The sequence below is a fragment of the Nocardia sp. NPDC058114 genome (genome assembly GCF_042884695.1).
Lineage (GTDB): Bacteria > Actinomycetota > Actinomycetes > Mycobacteriales > Mycobacteriaceae > Nocardia.
Genome location: NZ_JBHVTK010000008.1, coordinates 173,869 through 193,913, shown reverse-complemented (window position 1 = coordinate 193,913; position 20,045 = coordinate 173,869). Strand labels below are relative to the sequence as shown.

At 68.5% G+C, this 20,045-nt stretch carries 19 protein-coding genes; 6 read left to right on the top strand and 13 right to left on the bottom strand.

Going from position 1 to position 20,045, the window contains the following annotated elements:
- Positions 1 to 44 precede the first annotated feature (44 nt).
- The 6 genes from ACFVVI_RS27135 to ACFVVI_RS27110 are packed head-to-tail and all read right to left on the bottom strand — an operon-like array spanning position 45 to position 6,958.
- On the bottom strand, positions 45 to 1,142 hold the full coding sequence (locus tag ACFVVI_RS27135; RefSeq protein WP_387447403.1) for a glycosyltransferase family 4 protein: 1,098 nt from the start codon (positions 1,140 to 1,142) through the stop codon (positions 45 to 47).
- Positions 1,129 to 2,166: a beta-xylosidase gene (locus ACFVVI_RS27130; protein WP_387447402.1), complete on the bottom strand. Its 1,038-nt coding sequence runs from the start codon at positions 2,164 to 2,166 to the stop codon at positions 1,129 to 1,131. The genes ACFVVI_RS27135 and ACFVVI_RS27130 overlap by 14 nt, the downstream gene beginning before the upstream one ends.
- Entirely contained in the window at positions 2,105 to 3,703 is a 1,599-nt protein-coding gene (locus ACFVVI_RS27125; RefSeq protein ID WP_387447401.1) for an oligosaccharide flippase family protein, read from the bottom strand. The genes ACFVVI_RS27130 and ACFVVI_RS27125 overlap by 62 nt, the downstream gene beginning before the upstream one ends.
- On the bottom strand, positions 3,700 to 4,764 hold the full coding sequence (locus ACFVVI_RS27120; RefSeq protein ID WP_387447400.1) for a glycosyltransferase family 4 protein: 1,065 nt from the start codon (positions 4,762 to 4,764) through the stop codon (positions 3,700 to 3,702). The genes ACFVVI_RS27125 and ACFVVI_RS27120 overlap by 4 nt, the downstream gene beginning before the upstream one ends.
- Positions 4,761 to 6,125, bottom strand: a complete 1,365-nt coding sequence (locus ACFVVI_RS27115) for an O-antigen ligase family protein (RefSeq protein WP_379313022.1) — start codon at positions 6,123 to 6,125, stop codon at positions 4,761 to 4,763. The genes ACFVVI_RS27120 and ACFVVI_RS27115 overlap by 4 nt, the downstream gene beginning before the upstream one ends.
- A complete protein-coding gene (locus tag ACFVVI_RS27110) occupies positions 6,122 to 6,958 on the bottom strand; it encodes a glycosyltransferase family 2 protein (RefSeq protein WP_387447399.1) in 837 nt (278 codons plus the stop codon). The genes ACFVVI_RS27115 and ACFVVI_RS27110 overlap by 4 nt, the downstream gene beginning before the upstream one ends.
- A gap of 295 nt (positions 6,959 to 7,253) precedes the next feature.
- Here ACFVVI_RS27110 and ACFVVI_RS27105 point away from each other — a divergent pair, with 295 nt between their 5' ends.
- The 5 genes from ACFVVI_RS27105 (at position 7,254) to ACFVVI_RS27085 (ending at position 14,368) form a co-directional block, all read left to right on the top strand.
- On the top strand, positions 7,254 to 8,324 hold the full coding sequence (locus ACFVVI_RS27105) for a hypothetical protein (protein ID WP_387447398.1): 1,071 nt from the start codon (positions 7,254 to 7,256) through the stop codon (positions 8,322 to 8,324).
- 54 nt (positions 8,325 to 8,378) lie between these two features.
- The gene (locus ACFVVI_RS27100; RefSeq protein ID WP_387447397.1) at positions 8,379 to 9,650 is read left to right on the top strand and encodes a GNAT family N-acetyltransferase; all 1,272 of its coding nucleotides are present in this window, start codon (positions 8,379 to 8,381) and stop codon (positions 9,648 to 9,650) included.
- Complete coding sequence (locus tag ACFVVI_RS27095) at positions 9,650 to 10,981, top strand: glutamate-1-semialdehyde 2,1-aminomutase (RefSeq protein ID WP_387447396.1); 1,332 nt, start codon at positions 9,650 to 9,652, stop codon at positions 10,979 to 10,981. Before ACFVVI_RS27100 ends, ACFVVI_RS27095 begins: the two co-directional genes overlap by 1 nt.
- Positions 10,978 to 12,081: a glycosyltransferase gene (locus ACFVVI_RS27090; protein WP_387447395.1), complete on the top strand. Its 1,104-nt coding sequence runs from the start codon at positions 10,978 to 10,980 to the stop codon at positions 12,079 to 12,081. Before ACFVVI_RS27095 ends, ACFVVI_RS27090 begins: the two co-directional genes overlap by 4 nt.
- 274 nt (positions 12,082 to 12,355) lie before the next feature.
- Entirely contained in the window at positions 12,356 to 14,368 is a 2,013-nt protein-coding gene (locus ACFVVI_RS27085) for an SDR family oxidoreductase (RefSeq protein WP_387447394.1), read from the top strand.
- Positions 14,369 to 14,423: 55 nt separating this feature from the next.
- Here the strand turns inward: ACFVVI_RS27085 and ACFVVI_RS27080 are convergent, their stop codons facing one another.
- The 5 genes from ACFVVI_RS27080 to ACFVVI_RS27060 all read right to left on the bottom strand — a co-directional run bounded on the left by ACFVVI_RS27080 (position 14,424) and on the right by ACFVVI_RS27060 (position 18,156).
- Complete coding sequence (locus ACFVVI_RS27080; protein ID WP_387447393.1) at positions 14,424 to 15,308, bottom strand: NAD(P)H-binding protein; 885 nt, start codon at positions 15,306 to 15,308, stop codon at positions 14,424 to 14,426.
- 79 nt (positions 15,309 to 15,387) lie between these two features.
- The gene (locus tag ACFVVI_RS27075) at positions 15,388 to 16,581 is read right to left on the bottom strand and encodes an NAD(P)/FAD-dependent oxidoreductase (protein ID WP_387447392.1); all 1,194 of its coding nucleotides are present in this window, start codon (positions 16,579 to 16,581) and stop codon (positions 15,388 to 15,390) included.
- Positions 16,578 to 16,760, bottom strand: coding sequence for a rubredoxin (locus tag ACFVVI_RS27070; RefSeq protein ID WP_266289085.1), 183 nt, complete (start codon positions 16,758 to 16,760; stop codon positions 16,578 to 16,580). Before ACFVVI_RS27070 ends, ACFVVI_RS27075 begins: the two co-directional genes overlap by 4 nt.
- Positions 16,757 to 16,933, bottom strand: a complete 177-nt coding sequence (locus ACFVVI_RS27065) for a rubredoxin (protein WP_378997037.1) — start codon at positions 16,931 to 16,933, stop codon at positions 16,757 to 16,759. The genes ACFVVI_RS27070 and ACFVVI_RS27065 overlap by 4 nt, the downstream gene beginning before the upstream one ends.
- On the bottom strand, positions 16,930 to 18,156 hold the full coding sequence (locus ACFVVI_RS27060; RefSeq protein ID WP_387447391.1) for an alkane 1-monooxygenase: 1,227 nt from the start codon (positions 18,154 to 18,156) through the stop codon (positions 16,930 to 16,932). Before ACFVVI_RS27060 ends, ACFVVI_RS27065 begins: the two co-directional genes overlap by 4 nt.
- Before the next feature lie 149 nt (positions 18,157 to 18,305).
- Between ACFVVI_RS27060 and ACFVVI_RS27055 the strand changes: the two genes are divergently transcribed.
- Positions 18,306 to 18,908 carry a TetR family transcriptional regulator gene (locus tag ACFVVI_RS27055; RefSeq protein ID WP_387447390.1) on the top strand — a complete coding sequence of 201 codons (603 nt, stop codon included), beginning with the start codon at positions 18,306 to 18,308 and terminating at the stop codon, positions 18,906 to 18,908.
- Positions 18,909 to 18,914: 6 nt separating this feature from the next.
- Here the strand turns inward: ACFVVI_RS27055 and ACFVVI_RS27050 are convergent, their stop codons facing one another.
- On the bottom strand, positions 18,915 to 19,568 hold the full coding sequence (locus ACFVVI_RS27050; protein ID WP_379318408.1) for a cutinase family protein: 654 nt from the start codon (positions 19,566 to 19,568) through the stop codon (positions 18,915 to 18,917).
- A gap of 183 nt (positions 19,569 to 19,751) precedes the next feature.
- Positions 19,752 to 19,964 (bottom strand): hypothetical protein, encoded by a 213-nt coding sequence (locus ACFVVI_RS27045; protein ID WP_378997029.1) that lies wholly within the window; start codon positions 19,962 to 19,964, stop codon positions 19,752 to 19,754.
- Positions 19,965 to 20,045: the final 81 nt, after the last annotated feature.

Below are 20,045 nucleotides of genomic sequence, written 5' to 3'. Positions count from 1 at the left end.
CCGATGGACCCGGCGAGCGAACTCACTCGCCGGGTCCATCGCTGTCACGGTGCCGTGCCGAGCAGTGCGTCGAGCATCTGCGGCAGCGTGCGGGACCGATCGTGTGCCGCCGCGATACGAGCCCGACCGTCCTCGTGCAAGCGCGACCGCAACCGCGGGTCACCGGCGACCCGCTCGATCGCCGCCCGCAGCGCGACCGGATCGGCGGGGGGAACGCACACCATGACGCGGTCGTCGGCGTAACCACCGTGATCGGTGGCGATCACCGGGACACCCAGGCTCATCGCCTCGAGGACGACGAGCTGACCGGCCTCGGGCAGCACGCTGGCCGAGATCACCGCGTCCCAGCCCCGCAGGGTGGTCATCGCGTCGACCTGACCGAGAAAGGCGACCCGACCGGCGAGGTCGGGCTGCTCGGCGCGCGCGCGGAGCTCGGCCAGATACGTCACGTCACCGGGCAATGCCCGACCGGCGATTTCGAGTCGCACCTCGGGCAACCCCGCGACGGCCTCCAGCAGAACGTGGTGGCCCTTCCATGAGGTCACCACCCCCAGGATGCCGACCACCGGTGGCGTGCGCTCGATGACGGGCGCGGGTTCGACCGGCCAGGTCACGCCGTTGCACACGACATCGACATCGAAGCCGCGCCGGCGCAGCGGCTCCGCGGCGGTCTCGGAGACCGCGATGGCGTGGCCCACCGCGGCACGGCCGGCCCAGGCTGCGCCGTATTGCCGTCGGCTGGCGAGGATGTCGTGGACCAACCAGGCCGCCGAGCGCCGATGCGGACAGGCCAGCGCCAGCGCGGGCAACGCCATGGTCGAATTGACGATGATCCGGGTTCGGCTGTCGCGCAGCGGCTTCCGAAGCCGCCATGCCGCACCGATCCAGTTCTTCAGCATCACCAGCGCGGCGGTCAACCGGCGCAGGCCCCGTTCACCCGCCAGCCCCAGCCCGGCGATGCCGATGTGCTCGACTGCGGCGGGCAGCCGTTCCCGCAACGGACCGTCCGGGCAGGCGACCCGCACCCGGTAGCCACGTTCCAGCGCCAAGTCGACGAGGGCCAGCATCACGTTCTCCGCGCCCGACGCCTGTCCGGTGTGAGCGACGAACACCAGCTCGCGCCCGTGGTCACTGTCCCGCACGGAGCACCTCCGCGCGGGCGCGGACCTGCGCCAGTGCCGGTTTCGCCGAATAGTCGCGACGAAGCATGCCGAAGTTGTCCTCCAGGTTCTGGCGATCGTCGCCCGCGTCGATCAGGGAGTAGACGAAAACAGGGCCGATATTGGGCATCGCCGCCATCGAGTCCAGGCCGCCGCCGAGTATCTCGGCTTGGGTCTGCTCGTCGACCGCGCGTGCTCCGGTACCGGTCGGCGCGCCGAATTCGGTGGGCCACAACCGCTTCGATGTGTCGCCGCGCGCGTCCATGATCGCCCGAATTCGAGTCAGGTTCTGGAAGGCGTTGTCCCGGCTCGGTGACGAGGGCAGTTCCGGATAGGAGTAGGGGTGCACCGCGATGGCGTCGAAGTCGAGAGCCGAGCCCAGCGCGTAGAGGCGCTCGATGAACGTCGACGGCGCGATGTCGCGGCCGTTGTCGGCGGCGGGCGCCAAGCCACCGACCAACACCTGACCACCCGGCTGGCGGGTGCGCACGGCCGTCGCCGCCTGGTGGAGCAGCTGGGCGTACAGACCCACATGGGGCAACGGCGCGAAGAAGCTGGTGACATTGGGCTCGTTCCAGACCTCCCAGTGCTTGATCTGATCGCGGTAGCGCTCGACCGCGTCGGCGACGAACTGGCCGAAAAGCGCGGGGTACGGGGCGACCTTGTTTCCGCCGGGCCCCGGGTCCTGACGTGCCCACGGCGGTGAGTAGGTGAGGATGGCCAGCACGTGCAGCCCATGGGCGCGCGCCGACCGCACCACCCGATCGGTCATCGACCAGTCCTTGCGGCCACGATCGTGCTCGATGAGCGACCAGTCCATATCCATCCTGATCCAGGTGGCGCCCGCGTCGACCACGCCCTTCATCTGGCGGTCCAATTCGCCGGTGCTCAGCGTGAGCCACGAGTGCCCGCCCGCGATGCCGAGTCCGGTCTCGTTCACGCGCTCATCGAGCACGGTCGACATCGTCGGTGTCCCGCATCCGAGCAGGGTGAGGGTGAGAGCCACGGTGGTGATCATCCGAGCGAATCGCCACAGTGTCATCAGATTTCGGCCCTCGCACGCTTCGTATCGTCAATCCGTCGGTCCAGCGCACAACGCAGCCGGCGAGGAAAAGGTACAACACACCGGCCACCGTCGAGGTGACAATCCACGGCGGCTCCCACCGCTGCTGAATCATCGTCGCGGGGACGATCACCGCGACGGCGACGGCGCTGACCGACACCACCGAGGTGACCGGGATCAACCGCCCGATCCGCACCGTGGCGACGAGCGCGAGCCACACCCCGATCAGCAGAACGACGTTGGCCACCAGACCGGCGACGGCCGCGCCTTCGAACGACAGCCACGCGATCAGCGGCCACGACAACGCCAGGTCGACGGCCAACGCGAGCAACGCGATCCAGGGAATCAGGTAGTTGCGCCCGGCAGCCATCAGCGCGACCAGGCCCAGATGGGCCAGCGCGCCGAGCAGTCCGCCGATGATCTGGTAGCGACTCGCGTCGACCGCGGACACGAACTTCGCACCGAAGAGCAGGTCGATCACCTGGGTCGCGACCGGCCAGAAGGCGACCAGCGCGGCAAGGCCGAGGGCCGTCAGCGCGGCACCCGACTGGCGGAAGTAGCGCCGGAATCCGGTGGGGTCGGCCGGCCACACCGCGATCAGCAGCGTGGTCAACGGGGCGACGACCGCGATCGCCGCGGTGTCGACGAGGTCGGCGAATTTCATGCCGACCGCGAACATCCCGACGGATTCGAAGGTGTCGAAATGACCCAGCAGCAGCAGGCCGACCTTCTGCAGCATGATGATCAAGGCCAGGCCGATGCTCAGCGGCAGCGCTTCGCGCAGCATGCCGCCCCACCAGCGCAGTTCGACGCGGCGCGCCGGGATCGGTCCACCGAGCCCCCGACCCACGCCGACGATCTTGATCGCGATGGCGATCAGTTCGTACACCACGGCGGGGATCACCACGATCAGCAAGGTCGGTGCCCACAGCACCGCCACGACGGTCAGCGCCACCTGGACAAGGCGGGCGATCGACTCCGCCGCGGCGACCAAGGTCAAGCGCATCGTCGACTGGAACAGCACGGTGAGCGCGTTGCTCGGCGTCGCGACCACCACGACCAGCCCCGCGATGGCTGTCGCCGCGATGACCTGCGGTGGACAACCGAGCACCACCACATAGCCCAGGGCCACCCCGTAGCCCAGCAGCCCGAGTACGGTCCGCAGCGCGATGAACGAGCTCGCGATCTCGGCGACCTCGGCGGGCTCGCCGTGCACGAGTTTGCCGATGACCGCGCGCCCGACACCCAGATCGGTGACGATCGCGAGCATGCCGAGCAGACCGAACACGAAGGAGAAGTAGCCCCATTCGACCGCGGGCAGCATGCGGGCGGTGAGCATGGTGCCGAGCAGGCCGAGCACCGCGGCGAAGATCCGGCTGGCCAGCATCGCGGCGGTGTTGTTGGCGGCGGCCCGGCCCGACAGCGCGGCGCGGCCCCCGATCGGGCGATCGGGAACCGACGGTTTCGCCTCGGTCGTCACGGAATCAACCCGGCGCCGCGATAGGCGCCGACCGTCGCCTCGGCGGTGGCCCGCCAGCTCAGCGTCGACGCCGCGGCGAGACCACGCTCGCGCAGTGCGGTGTTACCGACGCTGTCGTGCAGCAGTGGGCGCACGGCCGCCGTCCACGACTCGACATTCGCGCGCGCGACCAGCACGGCGCCGTCGCCACAGACCTGTGGCAGCGCGCCGACCGCGCTGGCCACCACCGCGCCACCGCACGCCATGGCCTCCACCGGCGGCAGCCCGAATCCTTCGTACTCCGAGCAGTAGGCCACCACGGTCGCGGCCTCGTACAGCGCGGGCAGATCGGCGGCGTCGACATAACCGAGACCGATCGCGGTGGCCGGGGCCTGCGGACCGGTGGATCCGGCCCCGGCCAGCACGAGCGGAATGTCGAGGGCACGCGCCACTTCCGCGAGCATCCCGACCTGTTTGCGCGGCTCGACGGTCCCCACCTGCAGGATGAATCGAGGCGGCAGGTCGTAGTCCGCACGCACCCGGTCCACCGCGGAGGCCTCGGGGACGCGCGCCCAGTCGGCGGGAGCGAGCGGCACGACGACCGCCGCACGGCCGAACTTGTCCGCGATCCGTTCGGCGGTGAATTCCGATACCGCGATCAGCAGATCGGCCCGCATCAACGACGTCCGGACCAGCAGCTGTTCTCCGCGCGCCCGATAGCGGCTGAACGCCCACGGCACATCGAAAACCGACAGGTCGTGCACCGTGGCGACCGTGGCGCGCGGCCCGACCAGCGGAAGGTCGACATCGAGGCCGTGGAACACATCGAATCCGCGCAGCGGCGCGACGCCGTGCCACGCGCGGCGAGCACCCGCCGCGACCGGCCGCGACACCGCCGAAACGGTGGACGGCAGCGAACTCGCCGCGTCGGCTTGGACCAGCGCCGACAACTCGGCACCCGGCAACAGCGCGGGCAACTGCGCCAGCAGTTCCCGCTGATACGTCGATACCCCGGCGCCGTCGGGTCGGTAGGCCAACGCCCCGAAACACACGGTGGGCCGGCTGTTCGCAGCAGAATTCATGACACCTGTTCGGGGACGGGGCTGCGCTCGACTGCCTGGGCTGGGGAGTGCTGGGAGACCGCGCAGCCGACGACCGCGGCGAGCAACCAGAAGTAGAAATCGCTGGGAAAGATCTCGAAGTAGCTCGACGCGACCGCCGCGACCGCACTCGACAACACGGCCGCCGCGACCCCGAGGGCCAGTGCGGCGTCGTTGCCGGTCATCGTGCGCGCCGAACGCAGCGCGAGCAGATAGATCACCACCAGGATCGCGCAGAACAACCACACCCCGATCGGCCCGAGTTCGATGAGCAGCTTCACGTAGTAGTTGTCGGGTTGGTACGGGCGCCCGTAGATCTGGACTTCGCCGGTGGCATAGGGCAATTTCTCGGCGGCCGGGCCGAGCTCGGCGACGAGTTGGGCCGCCTTGGCCGCCCCCGTCGAGCCGAGGCCCTCACCGAACGGATGACTCGGAACCGTTCTGGTCACGACCTTCCACCCGGTCTCGCGCGCGGCCAGGCTGTCCGAGGACAACAGCGAACTGCGCGCCTGCGACGACGCCCCGACGCCGGCCACCACGATCAACGCGACCCCGCCGATGATCACCGCTTTGAGTTGTCGCCGATAGCGGACAACCGCGAGCACCAGCACACCGATCAGCAACCCGAGGAGCGCGGCGCGCACGACGCTGGCCGCGACACCGGCCACCAGCACCGGAGTCGTCAGCAGGAACAGTCGATTGCGTAGCCGTCGCGGCGCGGCCAGCGCGACTGATCCGCCCACCAGCAAGACGGTGACCAGATAGAACGCGAACGGGAACGGTTGGTTGAAGGATCCGAACGAGCGCATCAGACCACCGGAGAACCGGATCGTCTCGTTGAATTTGTAGCCCATCTCCGCGAGCCCGGCGGGCCCGATCGCCTGCTGCGCCAAGCCGAAGACCGCGATTCCGACCGACTCGACCATCATGATCGTGATGAGCAGATCGCGATCGCGCGCGGTGAACGGCCGCAGGTACAGGATCAGCGGCACCACGATGAAGTAGAAGAACGTGATCTTGATCGCGAAAATGCCCAGAATTCCCGCAGTCAGGAACGCCGAACCGACCCCGAACACACACAGCACCACGCCGATCGACCACCACGGCAACGCCGGACGCGGGTCGACTCGCCCGTGGGGCACGAACGCCGCCACCGCGAGGGTGAGCAGCAGCATCGCTTCTTTCCAGCCGTCGACCCGCATCCACGCCGGCGCGATCAGCAGCAATCCGTTGAACGGCACCAACGCCGCCACCAGCAACACCCCGCGTTGGGGCCGATGCCAGATCCAGCGCAGGAAGACCCATGCCACCGGCAGGGCCACCACGTACAACAGAGAGCTCACTGCCGCGCGCCTCGCCCGAACAACCGCGCGGCCCGCGCCGATACCCGGACCAGCGCCTGGCGCAGCACGCGACCGTCGCCGATCAGGACATCGATCACACCGACGCGGTCAGCGAACTGCCGATGGTGATGGTGGTTGAACCGCAGCACGTCGGCGAATTTGCTCGCCGACGATGTCGTACTCGAGTAGTTGAACACCGACGCGCGGTTGATCGCGAGCACCCGATCGTGGCCGAAGAACTCTCCGCGTCCGCACAGCCGCGCGACCAGGTCGACATCCATCGCGTACAGGAAGTCCGCGCGAAAACCGGTGGTAGCGGCGAAATCAGCGCGACGGAACAGGAACGCCGCGGTCGGGCACACGTCGTCGGGTAGTTTGCGTACGAGCGTGCGCAGCACGGTCTGCGACGAGCATCGACCCACCAGTCCTGGCAGCCCGCGCCCCCGCGCGAGGACCACACCGTCGTCGTCGACGACGTCGAACTTGGCGCCGGTGACCGCGATCTCGCGATCGTCCATCGACTCGACCTGCGCCGACAGGCAGCCCGGGGCGATCATGTCGTCGGCGCAGACCAGCTTGACCAGCTCGCCGCCGGCCAGTTCGATCGCCCGATTCCAGTTCTGCTCGATCGGCAAGGTGGTGTCGTTGGTGTACAACCGAATGCGCGCATCGTCGAACGCCCGCACGAGATCACCCGTGCCATCGGTGCTCGCGTTGTCGACGACCACGATCTCTAGGTCGTCGAAATCCTGCGCGCTGATCGACTCCAGCGTCTCGACAATCGTGCGCGCCGCGTTGAAGGCCGGTACACATACCGACACTCGAACCCCCACAGCCGTTACCCCTCAATGACATCCATTTGCCGACGGCTCAGCCGTCCCGCACCCATCAAGGGCGAACGTAGATCAGACTACCTGGAGGGTCGCGCGGATGTTCGCCGTGGAATTCCCAGCGACTTACCGGACAGTGAACAGTGCAGGTTCGGCGGGGTTCGGCCGCGTTCGCCGACGCGACCGTCCGGCCGACCTGAGGTATCGTCATCGCAACTCGGTCGTGCCGAAGTGACGGCCGTACCGGCTTCGGGGGCCGGTGATCGAGAAGTGTTGATGCGTGAAATGTGGGGGAAGTGTGAGCAGTACCGAGTCGCCGTCGACCGCCGACCTCGACTCCGGCGGGCGGTCGATGCCCGTGGTGAACATCGCGGGCCACCTCCGCCAGCTGATCCGGGTCCTGCCGTTCGCCCTGGTCGCCGCGATCATCGTCGGCGGCGCGGTGTGGTTGGTTCGTGACGGGAGCGAGCGGACCTACCAGGCGAGCATCACCGTCCAGATCTCGCAGCCCTCGATCGGCGCGGTGTTCAACGAACTGACCCAGCCCTACATCGTGATGGTCACCGATACCCGCGTGCTCTCGGATGTGGTGAAGAACGGGCTCGCACCCTCGGAAGCGGATCTGCGCTCCCGGGTGTCGGCGATGACCGGTCCCGCGCCGTCGTTGCTGATCATCACCGCCGAGGCCGGCTCGCCCGAGCAGGCCTCGAAATTGGTCGTGGCGGTCGAACAGTCGCTCGACAGCGTCGGTTCCCAGATGCGGACCGAGGCGATCGCCCGGTCCGCAGCCGACCTGGAGGCACACCGGCGCGCGGTCGAGGACACCTTTTCCAAGCGGCTCTCCGATGATCCGCTGCGCCCGGAGTTGAGTTTCGACGCCCGTGACGTCGCGCGCGAGACCGAGTTCCGCCAGGTACTCGGCCCGGCGCGTCTGACGGTGCTCACCGCGCCCTCCTCGGAACTGGTCGCCCCGCACCCGGTGCAGGAAGGGCTGTTCGCCGCGCTGGCCACAGTGATCGTGGTCGCCGAAGGTCTGGTGCTGGCCGGGGTGGCTCGTGGCCGTCGACGTGGCGGCAAGAAGCCTGCCGATCCCACGGGGGTCGACATCGACAAGGTCGCGCCCACGCCGGAAACCCGAGCACCCGAAAACCGTGCTCCCGCGGTGGAAACCCGTGCACCCGCTGCCGATTCCCGGATGCGCGCGTCGCCGACTCCCCCGGCGTCGTTCGACACGCCACCACGCCGCGCTGCCCCGGTCACCCCGCGCTCGGCCACCCTCTCACACGATCCCGAGACCATGGCGCTGCCTCGGGTCGGGTACACGCCGGGCAGTCCGCGCGCGACTCCCACCGAACCACGCGACAGCTAGCTCCGCGGCGTGACCATCTCCTACCGAAGCAAACAACGGCCGAGCGACCGCGAATTGTCACAGTTGACCCTCGGCCCGGTGCGGCACAACGGCCACGAGATCCGATTGCGCCCACCCCGGATGTCGGATTTCGCCGCGTGGCGCGAGATCCGACTGCGTGATCGCGCCCATATCGAACCGTATTGGAGCACCTCCCCGCTGCCGTGGGAACGACGGCACACCGCGCGGCGCTGGGCGCGCGAATGTCTGCTGGCCCGTGCCGACATGCGCGCCGGACGCCGCTACGCGGGTGCGATCGAGGTCGACGGACAATTCGTCGGACAGTTGGAGTACTGCGTCATCGACACTGCGACGAAAACCGCCGAGTCCAGCGCCTGGATCGACGCCCGCTGGGCAGGCCACGGGGTGATCACCGTGGCGGGCGCGATGCTGCTCGACTACGGGGTCACCGCGCTCGGGCTGGTACGCGTTGTCGCGCCGATCTCGCCCGCCAACCTGCCCGCCGCCGGATCGGTGCGCGCCCTCGGCTTCCGTAAGGAAGCCACCATGGCCGTGGCCTTCGACGCGGGTGGGTCGCTGCGTGACCACGCGTTGTGGGCGTGGACCGCACGTGACAGTTCGACCCCCGAGACTTTCGCGGTTGCGCCACGGTTCCCGGCACCGGCAACCGATCCATCCTCGCGCACCGGTGGGCCCGCACCGGCGATCATCGCGATCGCCGCGCTGCGGCTGTTCCTGTGGATGGTCGTTCGCCGTCTGCGTCGATACGCGCTCGCCCGGGCCGTGCGGATCACCGTCACCGGCGCACCGAACATCGCGGTGCGCAGCCTGTCCCGCACCGACCGGGTCGACTGGCAGGCGGCCGCTACCGCACACCGCGCCCGACTCGCACCGACCGACCGGCGCCGGCATCGGCGCGAGTGGCACCGCGCCCTGCGCAACGCCCGTCACGGGTTGCGGTCACCCGGCGGGCTGGTCCTCGTGCTCCGCACCGAGGGCCGGTACGCCGGGGAGATCCGATTGTTCGAACCGACGATGACCGGGCGCGTCGCCCGGCTGTCGGCCTGGGCGGATCCCGAGCTCGTCGAGGCCACGCAGCTGGGGGCGGCGCTGCGGGCGGTCGCCGAACACGGGTTCGACGAACTCGGGCTTCGGCGGATCGCCGCCGAAGTCCCCAGCGCCGACCCCGCGCCGAACACCGCTTTGACTGCCGCCCATTTCACCGAAGAAGGTGTGCTCCACGACCATTGCGGCCCCACGGGCGTCCGCGCCGACCATCGCCTGTGGGCCCTGACCACACCACCGAGTCACGGAGGTCGCCGCTGATGCGAACGTTCCAGCGCAGCAATGAGATCCAGGCCCGCCTGCACGATCTGGTGCCGGGCGGCGCGCACACCTACGCTCGTGGCGCCGATCAGTACCCGGAGAACATGGCGCCGATCCTGGTGCGCGGCAAGGGCGCGCACGTGTGGGACGCCGACGGCAATCGCTATGTCGAATACGGGATGGGGTTGCGGTCGGTGACGCTCGGCCACGCGTACCGACCCGTGCTGGACGCGGTGTCGTCGGCCATCGCCGACGGGGTCAGCTTCACCCGCCCCACCGAGCTGGAACTGCTGGCCGCCCAGGACTTCCTGGATCTGGTCCCCGGCGCCGACATGGTGAAGTTCACCAAGAACGGTTCCGACGCGACCACCGCCGCGGTGCGCTTGGCCCGCGCGGTGACCGGACGCGACCGCGTCGCGGTCTGTCAGCAGCCTTTCTTCTCCGTCGACGACTGGTTCATCGGCACCACACCGATGTCAGCTGGTATCCCCCCGGTCGACACCGCGACCTTCCCCTACAACGACCTCTCCGCGCTGCGTCGAGTCCTGGCCGCGTCGCCGATCGCCGCCGTGGTGATGGAACCCGCGACCGCCACCGGCGAACCCGAACACGGCTACCTGTCCGCGGTCCGCGACCTGTGCGACCGGTACGGCGCCCTGCTGGTCTTCGACGAGATGATCACCGGGTTCCGCTGGTCGGCGGGTGGCGCGCAGGCCGTATACGGCGTCGCCCCCGACCTGTCGTGCTGGGGCAAGGCGATGGGAAACGGTTTCCCCATCGCGGCGTTGGCGGGCAAACGCGAGTTCATGGAACGCGGCGGGCTTCGGACCGACCACGACCGCGTGTTCCTGCTGTCGACCACGCACGGCCCGGAGACCGCGTCGCTGGCGGCGTTTCGCGCGGTGGTACACGCCTACCGCACCGAGGACCCGGTCGCCCGGATGGAAGCGGCCGGTAGCCGGTTGGCCGCGGGAGCGAACGCGATCGCCGCCGAGCTCGGCATCGCCGGGCACCTGTCGGTGACGGGGCGCCCGTCCTGCTCCATTTTCCGTACGCACGACGCCGATGGTGTTGCTTCCCAAGCTTTTCGAACCCTGTTCATCCAGGAGATGCTGACCCGAGGCGTCCTCGGTCAGTCGTTCGTCACCTCGGCCGCCCACGACGACACCGCCGTCGACCACACCATCGCCGCGTTCGCCGAGGCCGCTCGGGTGTACCGCACCGCCCTTGCCCGTGGCACCGTCGACGGCCTGCTGACCGGTCGCCCGGTCGCCCCCGCCCTGCGTCGCACCGCCGCGCCCCGACAGATCGAAGCGAGCACCCGCCGATGACCCGTGTCGCCATCGTCCACGAACGTTTCACCGAGTTCGGCGGCTCCGAGGCTGTGGTCGGCGAATTCGTCGAAACCTGGCCCGATGCCGAGGTTTTCGCACCGATCGTCGCGCCGGGCGGCCTGCGCGAGCCCGTGCGTACTGTGCACGACACCTGGCTCAGCACGGCGCACACCTACACCGGCGGCAGGCACGCTCCCCTGCTCCCGTTGGTCCCGCGCGCGCTGCGGCGAATGCCGTTGCGCGACTTCGACGTAGTGGTGATCAGCCATCACGCGTTCGCCACCCAGGCCGCCTTGGCCACCGACGCACCGGTGGTCGCCTACGTGCACTCCCCCGCCCGCTGGGCGTGGGATCGCGAATTCCGCGCACAGGAGGCAGGCGGTCGTATCGGGCAGCTGGCGCTGGGCGCGCTGGGCACCCTGGCCCGGCGGGGCGAACTGCGCGCCGCCCCGCGGCTCACCCACGTCATCGCCAACTCGCACGCGGTCGCCGAGCGGGTCACCGAATGGTGGGGGCTGCCCGCCTCGGTCGTCAACCCGCCCGTGCAGGTCAGCCGCTTCACCCCTGATCGGTCGGTGGCACGCGAGGACTTCTTCCTGTGCGCGGGCAGGCTCGTGCCCTACAAGCGCGCCGACCTCGCCATTCGCGCCGCGCAGCGGGCCGGGGTTCGCCTGGTGGTTCTCGGCGAAGGCCGGTTTCGCGCGCAGCTCGACGAGATCGCGGGCTCGGAGACGACCTTCCTCGGCGCCACCTCCGGCGAGCTGTTGCAGGACATGTACCGGCGCTGCCAAGCCCTGCTCATGCCGGGCATCGAGGACTTCGGCATCGTCCCGGTGGAGGCGATGGCCTGCGGCACGCCCGTGCTCGCGGTCGGTGCCGGTGGCGCCCTCGATACGGTGCGCCCCGGCGTCACCGGCGAGTACGTACCGGCCGGATCCGATGCGGACGTCGTCGCGGCGCTGGCCGACGTGATGCGCGAATTCCGCTCGGCGTCCTACGATCCCGTGAAGATCCGCGAGCACGCCCGCACCTTCGCCCCCGAGGTGTTCCGCACCAGGATCGCGAGCACTGTCGGCGACGTCCTGGCGGATCGGTAGCGACATGTTGTCTGAAACTCTCGGTTACTGAAAGTAACTGTCACACATACCCTTTGACCTGCGGCGATGGGTGACAATTCCCACACGGTGATACCACGCCATCAGCTTGCCCGGCTAGGTTACTGACGAGTACGGTAAGCGTAGCCGGGACGACGATGTGCCCGGTTTCTCTCCAGCCACTTTGCTGCTGGACCTCAACCGTTGATTTCGCATTCACCGCCGCATGCCGATCACTGTTGCGCGACACCGTGTTTCGAGATTTTCAGGAGGAGCGATGGTTTCCTACATCGTGACAGGCGGTACCGGATTTCTGGGTCGACGCGTGGTGCGGGGGCTGCTCGCAGCCGACCCCACCGCGATCGTGCACGTGCTGGTGCGCGCCGAGTCGCTGCCCAAGTTCACCGCACACAATGCGCAACATCCCGACAGCGACCGCGTGTTCGCACTGGTCGGGGACCTGACCGCCGACGGCCTCGGTCTCGGTGACGGCGCACCGCGTGCCGATCACGTACTGCACCTCGGCGCGGTCTATGACATGACCGCCGACGAGGAGACCGCCCACGCGGCCAACGTCGCGGGCACTCGCTCGGTGATCGAATTGGCCCGCAACCTCGATGCCACCCTGCACCACGTGTCCTCGGTGGCGGTGGCGGGCGATCACCGCGGCAAATTCTTCGAGGAGGATTTCGACCTCGGGCAGAACCTGACCTCGCCGTACCACCGCACCAAGTTCGCCGCGGAGAAACTTGTTCGCGAGGCCACCGACGTGCGCTGGCGGGTATATCGCCCGGCGATCGTCGTCGGCGATTCGCGGACCGGCGAGATGGACAAGATCGACGGCCCGTACTACTTCTTCTCGGCCATTTCGACGCTGGCCGGCCTGCCGTCCGAACTGCCGCTGCCGCTGCCCGATCTGGGTGCGACCAATGTGGTGCCGGTCGACTACGTCGCCGAGGCGATGGTGCGACTGGTGCGCCGCGACGGCCTGGACGGGCGCACATTCCACCTGGTCAACCCGCGGCCGCAGCCGTTCGGGGAGATCTACCGCGCACTGGCCGCCGCCGCGGGCGGTCCGATCGGCATCGGCACCGTGCCCGGTAGCGCACGCGCGCTGAGCGGGCTCGGCCACGTACCCGGCGCGAACACGGTGCGCGACTTCCTGTTCGAACAGGCAGGCATTCCCGCCGAGGTCGCACCCCACGTCGGATTCACCGCCGACTTCGTCTCCGATTCCACCCAGGCGGTACTGCCCGGCCTCACCGTGCCCGCCTTCGACACCTACGCCGACCGCCTCTGGGACTTCTGGCGCGTCAATCTGGACCCGCACCGCGGTCGTCCCGCCGCCGACGCGCACCCGCTCTCGGGCCGCACGGTCCTGATCACCGGCGCGTCCTCGGGTATCGGTCTGGCCACAGCCCACGCCGTCGCCCGCCGTGGCGCGATCGTGCTGATGATCGCCCGTGGCGTCGAAGATCTCACGGCCGCAGCGGAATCCGTGCGCGCCGAAGGGGGCACCGCGTTCGCCTACCCCTGCGACATCACCGACTCGGAGGCGGTCGACCTCCTCGTCAAGACCGTGCTGACCGAGCACCACCATGTCGACTACCTGATCAACAACGCCGGTCGCTCCATCCGCCGTTCGGTGGCCAACTCGGTGGACCGGATGCACGACTTCGAACGCACCATGGCGGTCAACTACTTCGGTGCCGTCCGCCTCATCCTGGGGCTGCTTCCCTCGATGCGCGAGCGTCACTTCGGCCACATCGTCAACATCTCCTCCATCGCCGTGCAGACCAAGGCACCTCGCTTCGCCGCCTATGCCGCGAGCAAGTCCGCCCTGGACAACTTCAGCGATATCGCCGCCGTCGAAAACCGTGGCGACGGTGTGTCTTTCACCTCGATCCGGATGCCGCTCGTGCGTACCCCGATGATCGCGCCCACCGATCTCTACCGTTCGCTGCCCCTGCCCGACCCCGACCGGGCGGCCGACATCGTGGTCCGCGCTCTGCTGGAACGCCCCGACCGCATCGACACCCCGGCGGGCACCTTCGCCCAGGCGGTCGAGATGTTCCTGCCCTCGCTCAAGCGCACGATCATGCACACCGGGTTCCGGTTCTTCGGCGAATCCACTGCGGCACAGGGTAAGTCCGTTCCCGCCGCGGTCACCGAGCCCGCCGAACCTACGCGCAATGCCCTCACCGTCCTCGGCCCGGTCTTCGCGCCGCTGATGGTGATGCCGAACTCGGCGGCCCGCATGAGCCGGGTGCTGCCCGGCGTGCACTGGTGACATCACCCTGAACACCCGGCCGGTCACGGCGTTCGTCGTGACCGGCCGGTTCGGTTCACCGCAGCCAGGTGCTCGCCCAGGCGGCGAGGGTCGTCGGCGTGGTGGTGAGCACCGTTCGCGGGTTCTCCGCGACGAATCCGGAACTCAATCCCGCGGACATACCGGCGATTCCGGCGATCTGCCCCTGTCCGAGGCCCGCTGATCGCAGCGCTTCCCGGAACTCGTTGTCGGCGAGGTGGATCGGGGTGACCGCATGGCCCAACTGCCGGCCGAGGATCTCGGCGACCTCGGTGAATGTCAGATCCCGCGGACCGTGCACGGCCTGCACGACACGCCCCGACCAGGCATCCGACAGCAGTCGGGCCGCCGCCACCTCACCGATATCGCGCGGATCCACCCAGGCCATGGCATGGTCGGGCGGCCACGGTGTGGACAGCGTGCCCGCCCGGATCTCGTCGAGCTGGGTCAGCAGATTGGTGAAGAAGTAGCCGCACCGCAGGTGCACCACATTCGCCCCGGTCTTGTCGAGCAGCTCCTCGGTCCGCGCCAGCCCGTCGATTTCCCCGGCCCCACCCCGCTTCTCAGCACCCACACTGCTGACGAACACCGTCGCCTCGATCCCGTTCTCGACAACAGCACGCGCCGCCGACGCCCCCATCCGCGCGAACCCCGCCACCGGATCTCCCTCCACCAGCGCAGGCGGATCCACCCAGAACAACCGATCCGCACCCACGGTGGCCCGCACCACCGCCTCCGAATCCCCCTGATCGACCCGCACGACATCGACGAACTCCCGCATCGCGGCATCGAGCCGCCCCCGATCGCGCATCAGTACCGTCGGCCGGACCCCCGCCTGCACCAGCAACTGCACAACCCGAGCCCCCACATGCCCGACCGGCGTAGTGACAACAACCTTCTTCGCGTCCTCTCTCAGTTCCATAACCCCACGCTAAAACCCATCGCGGCCAGTTCCTGACCGCAACAGCCGACAGATTTCGCCGAATTCGCCGGCTCTCGGTTCAGCGTGAACGAACCAGGTCGAGGGACGCGTTCGGTGACCACGGCTGCCCTGCGGCGATGAGGGTGCGGGTGGCTCGGAGTTCTCTCGGTCTCGCCATGGCTACGGCGCCGACGGGGTGACCGTTGTGCAGGGCGATCGCGAGGAAGTCCCGGGAGCCGAGGTCGCCGTCGATGACCAGGTCGTCGTGCGGGTGCAGCCAGCCTGCGAAGTGCATCGACAGGCCGTGCTGGTCGGTCCAGCCCCACGGGACTTCGGCGGGGGCCGCCGGGTGGCCGAGGATGGCTCTGGCGGCCGCGGCGCCGTCCGACATCGCCGTGTTCCAGTGTTGGCCGCGTTCGTATTCGCCACGGCGGGGGTTGAATGCGGTGGTGGCGTCGCCCGCGGCGAAGACGGCGGGGGCCGAGGTGCGGTAGTGCTGGTCGACGATGATGCCGTCGTTCACCGCGATGCCGGCGGATTCGGCCAGGGCGGTGTCGGGGATCGAGCCGATGGCGACCAGGGCGGCGGCCGCGGTGAACGTGCGGCCGTCGGTGGTGGTGGCGGTGACGCCCGTGGCGGTGTCGACGAGTTGTGTGGTGGTGACACTGTTCTCGACGACGACGCCGTGTTCGATGTGGATGTCGCGCACCAGGTCCGACACGGCGTTCGGCACTACCCGATCGAGCAACCCCGGCCCGGCGTTCAACAGCGTCACCTCGGCGCCGAGACCGCGCGCGGTGGCGGCGACTTCGCAGCCGATGAGCCCGCCACCGATGATGAGCAGCGAGCCGCCCCTGTCGATCGCGGTTCGCAGTGCGACGACGTCGGCCTGTCTGCGCAAGGTGTGCACGCGGGTGGACGCGGTGTCGATCGTGCGCGCGCCTGCTCCGGTGGCGAGCAGCAGGCTGTCGTAGCCGAGCACCTCGCCGGTGCTCAAACGCACTGTCGCGCTGTCGGTGTCGATCGCGCGCACCAGCGTGGCCGGGCGCAGATCGACCGCGTTGTCGGCCCAGAACTTCACCGGCTTCAGCACCGCGCGCTGGAACGGCGTAGTGCCCGCGAGCAACTCCTTGGAGACCGCCGGTCGGCGATACGGCAGGTCGGGTTCGGCCCCGACGAGCACGATCTCACCGGCGTAGCCCTCACGTCGCAGGGTCTGGGCGGCGGTGGCGCCGGCGACACCGGTGCCGACGATGACGATCCGTCCACTCATCCGCGGCTCACCTCCCGCATATCGAAATCGGCCTTGGCGGCACCACAGTCGGGGCAGGACCAGTCGTCGGGAATGTCGTCCCAGCGGGTGCCGGGTTCGATACCGTCCTCGGGCCAGCCGAGCGCCTCGTCGTATTCGAAGCCGCACTGGACACACTGGAACAGTCGATAGTCGCTCATCGGGTCGCGCCTTCCCTCGGTTCGAAGTCGACCTTCTCGCGCACACCGCAGTCGGGACAGCACCAGTCGTCGGGGATCTGCGACCAGACCGTGCCGGGCGCGAAACCCTCACGGGGAGCGCCGAATCGCTCGTCGTAGACGTAGTCGCAGATCGGGCAGAGGTAGGCCATCAGTTCACTCCGTACTTCGCCAAGACCCGCGCGCGCTTGCTGGGCTGGATGTTCACGCGGGTGATGTCGCCGTTGTAGTGGGCAAGCACGCGATGGTCCATCACCTTGCGCCACAACGGCGTCACGTAGGCCAGGCCGATCAGGCTCGCGTAGCCGCTGGGCAGCTCGGGCGCGCCGTCCATGTGGCGCAGGATCTGGTAGCGGCGGGTGGGGTTGGCGTGATGGTCGCTGTGCCGTTGCAGGTGGTAGAGGAAGATGTTGGTGACGATGTGGTCGGAGTTCCAGCTGTGCTCGGGGGTGCAGCGCTCGTAGCGGCCCGAGGCGGTCTTCTGCCGGAGCAGACCGTAGTGCTCGAGGTAGTTCACCGTCTCCAGCAGCGAGAAACCGTAGATCGCCTGGATCACCAGGAACGGCAGAATCGACGGACCGAACACCGCGACCAGCCCCACCCACAGCACGACCGACATGAGCCAGGCGTTCACCACGTCGTTCTGCAGCGAGAACGTGCTCTTGCCCAGCCGCTCCATGCGGGTGCGCTCCAGCTCCCACGACGAGGTCAAGCTGCCCCACACGCTGCGCGGCAGGAAGCTCCAGAACGATTCGGCGAAGCGCGCACTGGCCGGATCCTCCGGCGTCGCCACGCGCACGTGGTGGCCACGGTTGTGCTCGATGTAGAAGTGGCCGTAGAAGGTCTGGGCCAGCGTGATCTTCGACAGCCAGCGTTCGAGTTCGTCCTTCTTGTGGCCGAGTTCGTGCGCGGTGTTGATGCCGACGCCGCCCATGGCGCCGATCGTGAAGGCCAGACCGATCTTGGAGATCAGGCCGAGACCACCGTCGATGCCGAGCCAGGACAGGTTGTCCGCGGTCCACAGGTAGCAGGCGAACACCAGGCTGAACACCTGCAGCGGAATGTAGGCGTAGGTGCAGTAGCGGTAGTACTTGTCGTTCTCCAACTGCTCCATCACCTCCGCGGGCGGGTTCTTGCCGTCGGGCCCGAAGAACCGGTCGAGGGTCGGCAGCAGCACGTACAGCAGGATCGGCCCGAGCCACCACCACACGGGCGCGACGGCCTGCCAGCCGAACTGGTTGAAGGCCCACACGAACCCAGTCGCCAGCAGCGTCGCACTGGGGGCGACGAGGCCGAACAGCCACAGGTATCGCTTGGGATCTCGCCACTGCGGCGGGGCCGCCGATCCTGCGTGGTCACCGATTCGAGATGTCGTCATTGCCATTCTCCTCATCACCGAGACTTCGGACACCTTCTCGCTCGAAGTCGCCTTCGTTTACACATTAGCGCGTGTTGTTCCGATTGGATACACAATCACGAAGATTGTCAATGAACGAGCACATCGATGGGCACATGTAGGATGATCACGTGGCCGAACCACCGAACTTTCAGGCAGAAATGCGCCAACTGCTGCGCGACCGGATGATCGACGTCGCGCGCACGATGGTCGTCAGCGAGGGCTGGGGCGCGGTCAACATGTCGCGGGTGGCCAAGGAGGTCGGTATCAGCAGGCCGGTCCTCTACAAGGAGATCGGCACCAAGCAGGCGCTCGCGGATGCCCTGATCGAGCGTGAGACCGGCATCTACCTGACCGGCATCGCCGAGACGCTGGCCCGGCATCCGGCCGACCCGCTCGCCGGCATGACCGCCGCCGCCGAGTACACGCTGCGCGCCGCGGGCGACAACACCCTGATCAAGGCGGTGCTCTCAGCTCGCCAGGACGGCGATACCGCCTTGCTGCCCGCCCTGGTGAGCGACCCGGAACCGGTACTCGGGCGGGCCGTCGCCGCCCTCAGTGCCACCGTCCGCGAGCAGTACGAATTCGCGTCCCTCACCGATGACGAGCTGACCTCGGTCGTCGAGATCATGGTCCGGCTGACGCTGAGTCATCTGTTCCAGCCGACAGGCAGCGTCGACCGCGCGGTGGCGCAGGTCGGCGCTGTCCTGTCGGGGGTCATGCCCGCGCTCTGAGCGGGCTCACAACCGCGCGTTCACCTGTCCGGCCGCGGCCGCGAACGCCCACCCGTAGCTGCCGTGCGCGGCTGGGAACACCCCGCCCGCGCACACCGGATCGCCTGCGGCGCAATAGTTCGCGGTGCGGTCGGCGTACAGCGGTGCGACCGGGCCGCCGATCAATCGCAGGGGGTCACCGAACAGGAGCACCGCGACGACGCGCGAGGACAGCTCCGGCGGCAGCACCCACGCTCCGGGCAACGGGACGGAGCCGAGGACACCGTGGGTGACCACCGCGCCCTGGGAGTAGCCGACGAGAACGAAACGCTGGTCGGGGCAGGCGGCGGCCTGCTCGAGCAGGTGGCCGGTCATGGCCCGGGTGCCGTCGGGCATCGAGGTCGGCACCAGCAGGTCGGCTGGGTAGTCCACGCGATGGGCGGTGGTGTCCACCGGTAGTTGCGCGCTCAGTACCGCGTAGAGCGGGTCGCCGATCGCGGCTCCCAGATAGCCGGGTTCTGCTGTGCCGCGGGCGATCACGACGTCGAGGGTGGCGCAATCCTGCGCCCACGCCGTCAGTCCCGGGGACATCGCTGTCCCGATTCCCGCGGTCAGTAGCAACACCGACAGCGCTCGCGCTGTTTGCCTTGCGACGATACGAATTGCCTTCCGATAGGTCATCGTGCCCACCCACTCACGCCGTTGTGAGAAATAGAGAAAGAGCGATTCACCTCCTGCCCAACAGCATTCGGTGTGCTCAGTGGTGGAATACCCGTTGACCTGCATCGTCATGGCGCGAACTCGGCATCGGCTGCGCCACGGTTACATCTCGGATCGCCTGCGGCACAAGGCCGCTGCGCTACCTCAGTGCTTCTTCGGCTTCTTCTTGTACTTGGGCTTGTCGTGATCGGGCTCCCACTCGTAGCCCGCCACACCACGTTCGCAGTAGGAGTCCGCGACGAGAACGTCGCCTTGATCGCGTTCACACCAGCGCGACTTCGAGCACGAGGTGGCGCCGAGGCCGGCCACGACGGCGAGTGTGAGGACGGCGGCGCCGGTACGGGTTCGGGCGTTCATGAGCGTGTCGAGCCTTTCATCGAATGAGATGTCGCAGGTCAGGCTGTTTTCCAGGACTTGCCCCCACCTGCCGACTAACCA

Bases quoted from the DNA above. Each gene is read 5' to 3' on its own strand.
- ACFVVI_RS27090 (WP_387447395.1), top strand. From the start codon at position 10,978: ATGACCCGTGTCGCCATCGTCCACGAACGTTTCACCGAGTTCGGCGGC.
- ACFVVI_RS27095 (WP_387447396.1), top strand. From the start codon at position 9,650: ATGCGAACGTTCCAGCGCAGCAATGAGATCCAGGCCCGCCTGCACGAT.
- ACFVVI_RS27075 (WP_387447392.1), bottom strand. From the start codon at position 16,581: ATGAGTGGACGGATCGTCATCGTCGGCACCGGTGTCGCCGGCGCCACC.
- ACFVVI_RS27080 (WP_387447393.1), bottom strand. From the start codon at position 15,308: ATGGAACTGAGAGAGGACGCGAAGAAGGTTGTTGTCACTACGCCGGTC.
- ACFVVI_RS27085 (WP_387447394.1), top strand. From the start codon at position 12,356: ATGGTTTCCTACATCGTGACAGGCGGTACCGGATTTCTGGGTCGACGC.
- ACFVVI_RS27050 (WP_379318408.1), bottom strand. From the start codon at position 19,568: ATGACCTATCGGAAGGCAATTCGTATCGTCGCAAGGCAAACAGCGCGA.
- ACFVVI_RS27060 (WP_387447391.1), bottom strand. From the start codon at position 18,156: ATGACGACATCTCGAATCGGTGACCACGCAGGATCGGCGGCCCCGCCG.
- ACFVVI_RS27120 (WP_387447400.1), bottom strand. From the start codon at position 4,764: ATGAATTCTGCTGCGAACAGCCGGCCCACCGTGTGTTTCGGGGCGTTG.
- ACFVVI_RS27045 (WP_378997029.1), bottom strand. From the start codon at position 19,964: ATGAACGCCCGAACCCGTACCGGCGCCGCCGTCCTCACACTCGCCGTC.
- ACFVVI_RS27070 (WP_266289085.1), bottom strand. From the start codon at position 16,760: ATGAGCGACTATCGACTGTTCCAGTGTGTCCAGTGCGGCTTCGAATAC.